7 protein-coding genes are annotated in these 8,360 nt (G+C 64.5%); 5 read left to right on the top strand and 2 right to left on the bottom strand.

Translation table 11 applies throughout. From position 1 onward, the window contains the following. The first annotated feature begins 59 nt into the window (after nt 1-59). The 3 genes from SAS01S_RS05015 to SAS01S_RS05025 all read left to right on the top strand — a co-directional run bounded on the left by SAS01S_RS05015 (nt 60) and on the right by SAS01S_RS05025 (nt 3,851). Nucleotides 60-1,757: a DUF1800 domain-containing protein gene (locus SAS01S_RS05015; RefSeq protein ID WP_245656751.1), complete on the top strand. Its 1,698-nt coding sequence runs from the start codon at nt 60-62 to the stop codon at nt 1,755-1,757. After that, nucleotides 1,757-3,142, top strand: coding sequence for a DUF1501 domain-containing protein (locus SAS01S_RS05020; protein ID WP_066805791.1), 1,386 nt, complete (start codon nt 1,757-1,759; stop codon nt 3,140-3,142). The genes SAS01S_RS05015 and SAS01S_RS05020 overlap by 1 nt, the downstream gene beginning before the upstream one ends. 94 nt (nt 3,143-3,236) lie before the next feature. Further along, nucleotides 3,237-3,851 (top strand): hypothetical protein, encoded by a 615-nt coding sequence (locus SAS01S_RS05025; RefSeq protein ID WP_066805831.1) that lies wholly within the window; start codon nt 3,237-3,239, stop codon nt 3,849-3,851. Nucleotides 3,852-4,071: 220 nt separating this feature from the next. Here SAS01S_RS05025 and dnaJ read toward each other — a convergent pair whose 3' ends face one another. Both dnaJ and dnaK read right to left on the bottom strand, forming a co-directional pair. Further along, the gene (dnaJ, locus tag SAS01S_RS05030) at nt 4,072-5,196 is read right to left on the bottom strand and encodes a molecular chaperone DnaJ (RefSeq protein WP_066805794.1); all 1,125 of its coding nucleotides are present in this window, start codon (nt 5,194-5,196) and stop codon (nt 4,072-4,074) included. Between the two features lie 128 nt (nt 5,197-5,324). Next, nucleotides 5,325-7,250: a molecular chaperone DnaK gene (dnaK, locus tag SAS01S_RS05035; RefSeq protein ID WP_066805797.1), complete on the bottom strand. Its 1,926-nt coding sequence runs from the start codon at nt 7,248-7,250 to the stop codon at nt 5,325-5,327. Between the two features lie 163 nt (nt 7,251-7,413). On the opposite strand from dnaK, the gene SAS01S_RS05040 reads away from it, so the two are divergent. Both SAS01S_RS05040 and SAS01S_RS05045 read left to right on the top strand, forming a co-directional pair. Next, entirely contained in the window at nt 7,414-7,845 is a 432-nt protein-coding gene (locus tag SAS01S_RS05040) for a copper chaperone PCu(A)C (RefSeq protein ID WP_066805800.1), read from the top strand. Between the two features lie 10 nt (nt 7,846-7,855). After that, nucleotides 7,856-8,338 carry a vgr related protein gene (locus SAS01S_RS05045; RefSeq protein ID WP_066805833.1) on the top strand — a complete coding sequence of 161 codons (483 nt, stop codon included), beginning with the start codon at nt 7,856-7,858 and terminating at the stop codon, nt 8,336-8,338. The last annotated feature ends 22 nt before the right edge of the window (nt 8,339-8,360 follow it).

Raw genomic sequence — 8,360 nt, forward strand, 5'->3', positions numbered from 1 at the left:
TTGGCGAAGGGAATCCCGCCGATCTACGTTGTGACCCTAAAGGGGCACGGCGGGGACCAGTGGACAATATCGATTTTGACGGGCGCAATACGCCCGAACCGGAGCGGTCGATCGCAAGCGGCCCGGCGTTGCCGACCGTCACGGTGGTCGGCTCGGCGCTGGCGCTCGCCGCCTGTGGTGGCGGCAGCGATGGTGGCGGCGCCACTGGCGGTTCGCCGCCCCCGCCCGCCCCGCCTCCGGTTATCCCGCTGAGCGACATCCAGGCGAGCCGTTTCCTCGGCCAGGCCACGATGGGCGCGACGCGCAGCACGATCAACGCGCTGGTCGCGCGCGGCATTACCGGCTGGCTGAACGATCAGTTCGCGATGCCGCGCGCCACCACGCATTGGGACTGGCTGGTCGCCAACGGCTATTCGGCCGCGGCCAACATCAACAACCAGGCGGGGTTCGACGCGACCATGTGGCGTCAGATGATCGCCGAGCCCGATCAATTGCGCCAACGCGTCGGCATAGCGCTGCTCGACATGCTGGTGGTCGGGATCGACGGGCTCAACCTCAACTGGAAACAATTCGCGATGGCCGCCTATGTCGACGTGCTGCTCGACAATGCGTTCGGCAATTTCCGCGACATCCTCGACAAGATCACCACCAATGCGGCGATGGCGTCGTTCCTGACCTTCCTGGGCAACCGCAAGGCGAATGCCACGACGGGCGCCCAACCCGACGAGAATTACGCGCGCGAGCTGATGCAGCTGTTCACGCTGGGCCTGTACCGGCTCAACACCGACGGCACATTGATCGGCGGCGCGACCCCGACCGAGACCTATACCCAGCTCGACGTCACCGGCCTGGCGCGCGTGTTCACCGGGCTGGTGCTGGCGAACAATACCAGCACGACGCCCGACCGCTACCGCCTGCCGCTAGTGATCAACGCGGCGATCAACGAGACTGGACCGTCGAGCTTTCTCAACACCAGCACGACCGGTGGCGGCATGGCGGCGGTCAAGACCGCGCTCGATGCCATCTTCGCGCATCCCAACGTACCGCCGTTCGTGTCGAAGCAACTGATCCAGCGGATGGTCACCAGCAACCCGAGCGCGGGCTATGTCGGGCGCGTCGCTAGCGCGTTCGCCGATAACGGTGCGGGCATACGCGGCGACATGAAGGCGGTGATCCGCGCGATCCTGACCGACAGCGAAGCGCGCGCCGACAGCATGATGGCCGACACGACCTTCGGCAAATTGCGCGAGCCGGTGATGCGGCTGACCGGCTGGGCGCGCGCGTTCAACATGACCTCGCCCGCCAACACCTGGCCGATCGGCGATACCAGCAGCCCGTCGACCCGGCTGGGCCAGTCGATGGGCCGCGCGCCCTCGGTGTTCAACTTCTTCCGCCCCGGCTACACCCCGCCCAGCACGGCGATCTCCAATGCCGGACTGGTCGCGCCCGAATTCCAGATCACCAACGAGCAATCGGTGATCGGCTATGTCAATTTCATCAACGCCCTGGTCAACAACGGCAGCGGCGATGCGAAGCCCGATTATACCGAGATCCTGACCAAGGCGGCGGACAGCGCCGCCCTGGTCGACGAGGTGAACGTCGTGCTTGCCGCCGGCCAGTTGTCGACCGCGACATTGTCATCGATCCGCGCCGCCGTCGACAGCGTGTCGGCGTCGGCGACCAACGGCCCCATCAATCGCGCGAAGATCGCCATCCTGCTGACGCTGGCGTCGCCCGACTATCTGACGGTGAAGTGATGAGCTGTTTCGAGCACGATCAATCCCGCCGCGCCTTCCTGAAGCGGAGCGCCGCGCTCGGCATGGCCGGCGTCGCGGCGCCGTTCGTCACCAGCCTGGCCGCGATCGGCGAAGCTGCCGCCGCGGTCTCGAGCGATTACAAAGCGCTGGTGTGCGTGTTCCTGTACGGCGGTAACGATTACGCCAACACGCTGCCGCCTTACGATGCCGCCAGCTACGCGCTCTATCAGGCGGCGCGGTCGAATATCGCCTTGCCGCGCGACGCCTTGACCGCCACCGCGCTCAACCCGGCCAACAGCCTCGGTGGGCGGCAATATGCGCTTGCCCCCGCCATGGCGTCGCTGCTGCCGGTATTCGACGCTGGGCGGATGGCGGTGGTGCTCAACGTCGGCACCTTGGTGATGCCGACGACCAAGGCGCAATATCAGGCGAACGCGGTGCGGCTGCCGCCCAAATTGTTCAGCCACAACGACCAGCAGAGCTATTTCCAGGCGTCGAATCCCGAAGGCGCGACGAGCGGCTGGGGCGGCCGGATCGGCGATTTGTTCCAGAGCGGCAACGGATCGGCGACACTGACCTGCGTCAACGCCAGCGGCAATGCGGTCTATTTGACCGGTCGTAGCGCGGTGCAATATGCGGTCGGAACGGGCGGCCCGATTGCGTTGCTCAACAATGCGGCGTCGCTCTATTCGTCCTCAACCGCGATGGCGACGCTCAAGACGCTGATGACCGGTGGCAACGCCAACATCCTGGCCAACGAACATGCCCGGGTGAGCCAGCGGTCGCTCGACACTTATACCCAGCTGAGTTCCGCGTTGGCGGGCGCTCCGGCGGCCAATTTCCCGCTATTCCCCAGCGGCAACAGCCTGGCCGACCAATTGAAGATCGTGGCGCGAATGATCTCGGTCTCGGCTACGCTCGGCGCGCGGCGGCAGGTGTTCTTCGTGTCGCTGGGTGGGTTCGACATGCACGACAATCTCGCGACCGATCATCCCCGCCAGATCGGGCTGGTCGCCGACGCGCTGAAGGCGTTTTACGACACCACCGGCGCGATGGGCGTCGCCGACAAGGTGACGACGTTCACCGCATCCGATTTCGGCCGCACGCTGACATCGAACAGCGACGGCGCCGACCATGGCTGGGGATCGATGCATTTCGTGATCGGTGGCGCGGTGCGCGGCCGGACGATCTATGGCACGCCGCCGGCGATCGGCAGCAACACGCCCGACGATGTCGGCCAGGGCCGCCTGCTCCCGACGATCGCGGTCGACCAATATGCAGCGACCTTGGCGAACTGGTTCGGCGTCAGCGGCGGCGACATGGCAACCGTGCTGCCCAATATCGGCAACTATGCTCCATCGAGCTGGAATATCGGCTTCGTTTAAGACGAGCCGGACTCCTCCGGAGATTATCCCCAAACTGGATATATTTGCGCACACGCGTCGGCGAGCTATGCCGGAGTTTTCGTGGGAGGGACGCGTGAAGAAACCGCAAACGGTGGCCAAGCTGACCGAACTGGGCCGCGTCCAGCTGTCGCGAACCTTTTTCATGCGCGATTTCCTCTATTCGGACATCGCCGAGATCCACAGCCTGTCGAATATCCCCGACGATCCCGATCTGGCGATCGCGGCGGGCACTCGATTGTGCGAGGATCTGCTCGAGCCGCTGCAGGACGTGTTCGGGCGGATCGCGATCCGATCGGCCTATCGCTCGGCCGAGGTCAACCGGCTGGGCAACGTGAAGGGCTATAATTGCGCGTCGAACGAGCGCAGCGCCGCCGGCCATATCTGGGACCAGCGCGATGCGCAGGGCCATATGGGCGCGACCGCGTGCATCGTCGTCCCGCGCTTCGCCAACGAATGGACCGGCCCCGACGACTGGAAGCGCATCGCCTGGTGGGTGCACGACCATTTGCCTTATTCGACGATGGAATTCTTCCCCATCCGCTGGGCGTTCAACCTGCAATGGCACGAACGCCCGCTCAGGATGATCTATAGCCATATCCCGGACGCGCGCGGGTATCTGACCAAGTCGGGAATGCCCGGGCATGATGAGAATCACAGCGAGCTGTGGGGGCCGATCGTTCCTGCCTGATCCTTCTCCCAGTGGGAGAAGGATAGCGTAGCTTGGCGGCTTGCCGCCTAGCGAAGCTTGGATGAGGGTAGTTTGAGGGGAAGGGTGGCGCGAGCCAATAGGCCCTGCCCTCACCCTTCCGCGCCTTCGGCGAGTTCGAGCGAGGTCCGGTCCCCCGGACCTTGACCTGCTGGGAGCAGGTCAAAGCTCGAACTCTCCCTCTCCCAAAGGGAGAGGGATTTTACCCTCCAACCGCCTTCTTCACCTTCTGGAAAAAGCCCTGCGTCTGCGGGCATTCGTCGCCCGTTTCGGTGCACCGGAATTCCTCGAGCAGCTCGCGCTGTTTGGCCGTCAGCCTGGTCGGGGTCTCGACCGAGATCCGGACGACCAGGTCGCCGCGGCCCTTGCCCTGGAGCACCGGCATGCCGGCGCCGCGCTGGCGCACTTCGCGGCCCGATTGCGTCCCCGGCGCGACCTTGACGTCGTGCTGCTCGCCATCAAGCCCGGGAATGGTGATCGATCCGCCGAGCGCCGCCGTGGTGAAACTGATCGGCGCGTGCGCGAACAAGGTCGTGCCCTCGCGCTCGAAGATCGCGTGGCGCTTCACATGGAGGAAGATATAGAGATCGCCCGCGGGCGCACCGCGCGGCCCCGCCTCTCCTTCGCCGGTCAGGCGCACGCGCGTGCCTTCATCGACCCCGGCTGGAATGTTGACGGTCAGCGTCTTGGTCTTTTCGACGCGACCCTCGCCGCGGCAAGACGAGCACGGATCGGCGATCACCTGGCCGGCACCGTGGCAGGACGGACAAGTGCGTTCGACGACGAAGAAGCCCTGTTGCGCGCGCACCTTGCCGTGCCCGGCGCAGGTGCCGCAGGTCTTGGCCGAGGTACCCGGCTTGGCGCCCGAACCGTCGCACGCCTCGCACAAAGCGGCGACGTCGATGGTGATCGGCTCGGACTTGCCGTGAAAGGCTTCCTCCAGGCTGATTTCCATGTCGTAGCGCAGATCGGCGCCGCGCTGCGGCCGGCGCTGGCCGCCACGGCCACCGCCCATGAATTCCCCGAACACGCTTTCGAAAATATCGGAAAAGCCCGAGAAGTCGTTGCCACCGCCGAACCCGCCGGGCCCGCCGCCCTGCTGGAACGCGGCATGGCCGAAGCGATCATAAGCGGCACGCTTCTGCGGGTCCTTCAGGCATTCATACGCCTGACTGACTGCCTTGAACTTCGCTTCGTGATCCTTGCAGCCCCCGTTCTTGTCGGGGTGGTATTTCATTGCGAGCTTGCGATAGGCCGACTTGAGCGTCGCGTCGTCAGCGTCGCGCTCGACTTCGAGCAGTTCGTAAAAATCAACTTCGGTGGTCATTTACCCGGCCCCCGCCGACTTTCCCCGTCACCCCCGCCACGGCGGGAGCCCATCTCCTGATCCTGCCTCGGTCGAAGCGAGGGAGATGGGTTCCCGGTTTCGCGGGAATGACGGGTAAAGTCCATCACTTACGCCTTGTTGTCGTCCACTTCCGAGAATTCGGCGTCGACCACATCCTCGCCGCCGGCCTCACTGCCCGCGGCAGCGCCATCGGCAGCGGGCGATGCCTCGGACGCCGCCTGCTTCTCGTAGATCGCCTGGCCGAGCTTCATCGCGACCTGCGCCAGCGCGCTGGCCTTTTCCTTCATCGCCTCGGGATCGCCACCCTCGACCGCGGTCTTGGCCTCGGCGATCGCCGCTTCGATCTCGGACTTCAGGGCCTCATCGACCTTGTCGCCATTATCGGCGAGCTGACGCTCGGTGGTATGGATCAGGCTCTCGGCATTGTTCTTCGCCTCGGCGCCTTCACGCCGCTTCTTGTCCTCGTCGGCGAAGCGCTCGGCATCCTTGACCATCTGGTCGATATCGGCGTCGGACAGGCCGCCCGAGGCCTGGATGCGGATCTGCTGCTCCTTGCCGGTGCCCTTGTCCTTGGCGCTGACATTGACCAAGCCGTTGGCGTCGATGTCGAACGTGACTTCGATCTGCGGCACGCCGCGCGGCGCCGGCGGAATGCCGACCAGGTCGAACTGGCCGAGCAGCTTGTTGTCCGCCGCCATTTCGCGCTCGCCCTGGAACACGCGGATCGTCACCGCCTGCTGATTGTCGTCGGCAGTCGAATAGGTCTGCGCCTTCTTGGTCGGGATCGTCGTGTTGCGGTCGATCATCCGGGTGAACACGCCACCCAAAGTCTCAATGCCCAGCGACAGCGGCGTCACGTCGAGCAGCAGCACATCCTTGACGTCGCCTTGCAGCACGCCGGCCTGAATCGCGGCGCCCATCGCGACGACCTCGTCCGGGTTGACGCCGGTATGCGGCTCCTTGCCGAAAAAGTCCTTCACGACCTCACGGACCCGCGGCATGCGGGTCATGCCGCCGACCAGCACGACTTCGGAAATGTCCGACGCCTTGACGCCGGCATCGGCCAGCGCCTTCTTGCACGGATCGAGCGTGCGTTTGATCAGATCCTCGACCAGCTTTTCGAGGTCGGCGCGGGTGATCGTCTCCACCAGATGGAGCGGAGTCGACGAACCACCTTCCATGCGCGCGGTGATGAAGGGCAGGTTGACCTCGGTCGTCGCAGCCGACGACAGCTCGATCTTCGCCTTCTCGGCGGCTTCCTTCAGCCGCTGCAGCGCGAGCTTGTCGGTGCGAAGGTCGAGGCCTTCCTTCTTCTTGAACTGATTGGCCAGGAATTCGACCAGCTTGTTGTCGAAATCCTCACCGCCCAGGAAGGTGTCGCCATTGGTCGCCTTCACCTCGAACACGCCGTCGCCGATCTCGAGCACCGAGATGTCGAACGTGCCGCCGCCAAGGTCGTAGACCGCGATCGTCTTGCCGTCCTGCTTCTCCAGGCCATAAGCCAGGGCCGCCGCGGTCGGCTCGTTGATGATGCGCAGCACTTCGAGACCCGCAATCTGGCCGGCGTCCTTGGTCGCCTGGCGCTGCGCGTCGTTGAAATAGGCCGGCACGGTGATGACCGCCTGAGTCACCGTTTCACCGAGATACGATTCGGCGGTTTCCTTCATCTTCTGCAGGATGAAGGCCGAAATCTGCGAGGGACTGTAATCCTGGCCGCCGGCCTGGACCCAGGCGTCGCCATTGCCGCCCTTGACGATATGATACGGGACCAGCTCGGTGTCCTTCTTGGTCACCGGGTCGTCGAAGCGGCGGCCGATCAGGCGCTTTACCGCGAACACCGTATTGTCGGGATTGGTCACTGCCTGGCGCTTGGCCGGCTGGCCGATCAGGCGCTCGCCATCCTTGGCGAAGGCTACGATTGACGGCGTGGTACGCGCGCCTTCCGCATTTTCGATCACCTTGGGCTTGCCGCCTTCCATTACGGCAACGCAGCTGTTGGTCGTACCCAGGTCGATACCGATTACTTTTGCCATTGGTCCTCTGTGGCCCCTCAATCAAAATAAAACCCAGCCCGCGCCCCTCACGAGAGGCGACGCAAGCACCAAATACCCCGGCGATATAGGGGGGGATTCGCTTGCCGCAAGATTGCGTCGTGCCTAGGGATTTCAAGTGTTCCCAAAGTGGGAAGGAGAAGGAATGAAGTCCGCGCTGCTGCTGGTTCCCGCGATCGTCGCTTTGTCGGCCTGCCAACAGCCGAAAGAGGCGTCGGCTAACCATGCCTGGGTTCGCCTTGCTGCAGTGCCGTCCAACCCGTCGGCGGCATATTTCACGCTGAAGGGTGGGCCAAAGGACGCGACGCTGACCGGCGTCTCGACCACGGCTGCGGTGCGCAGCGAGATGCACGAGAGCATGAGCGCCGGGGGCATGATGTCGATGGCGCCGCTGAAGCTCGTCGCGTTGCGCGCCGGGGGCGAGGTTACCTTCGCGCCGGGCGGCAAGCACGTCATGCTCTATGGTCTCAGGGCAACCCCTGGCGGAACCGTGCCGCTGACTTTCACGTTTGCCGACGGCCACACTTTGACGGCACCGGCAAAGGTTGTCGGCGCGGGCGACCCAGCGCCGGAATGAGTACCCTGGCGTGAGGCGGGAGGTCCGGCCACTGACCGCGGGCGAGATCGACCTCGCGCGGTCGGTATTCGGCGATGCGATCGACCTCGCACCGGTGCGCGTGGTGCTCGGCAAATGGGCGTTCTTCCAACCCAGGAGCGTGGTGATGAGCCCGCGCGGTCGGATCCATTTCCATCCGCACGGCACTGCCTATCGCGATGATTTCAGCCATGCCGAACTGGGCGAACAAGGGCTGTTCGTCCACGAGATGGTGCATATCTGGCAGCACCAATCGGGCATCTTCCTGCCACTCCGCCGCGTCCCTTGGGCGAGGTACGATTATGCCGTGAAGCCGGGTTGGGAGCTGCGCAAATACGGGATCGAACAACAGGCCGAGATCGTGCGGCACGCTTTCCTGTTGGGGCATAATGCGCTGATTCCCGGTGCGCCGGCGTTGCAGCAGTTGAAGACCATCCTGCCGTTTCGGCCGCTGCCTCCTAACGATCGCAGCTAAAATATGTCGTCACCCCGGCCCT

Origin of the sequence: Sphingomonas asaccharolytica NBRC 15499 (assembly GCF_001598355.1) — a bacterium.
Lineage (GTDB): Bacteria > Pseudomonadota > Alphaproteobacteria > Sphingomonadales > Sphingomonadaceae > Sphingomonas > Sphingomonas asaccharolytica.

Coding starts and splice junctions, on each gene's coding strand:
- SAS01S_RS05020 (WP_066805791.1), top strand. CDS start 1,757: ATGAGCTGTTTCGAGCACGATCAATCCCGCCGCGCCTTCCTGAAGCGG.
- SAS01S_RS05040 (WP_066805800.1), top strand. CDS start 7,414: ATGAAGTCCGCGCTGCTGCTGGTTCCCGCGATCGTCGCTTTGTCGGCC.
- dnaK (WP_066805797.1), bottom strand. CDS start 7,250: ATGGCAAAAGTAATCGGTATCGACCTGGGTACGACCAACAGCTGCGTT.
- dnaJ (WP_066805794.1), bottom strand. CDS start 5,196: ATGACCACCGAAGTTGATTTTTACGAACTGCTCGAAGTCGAGCGCGAC.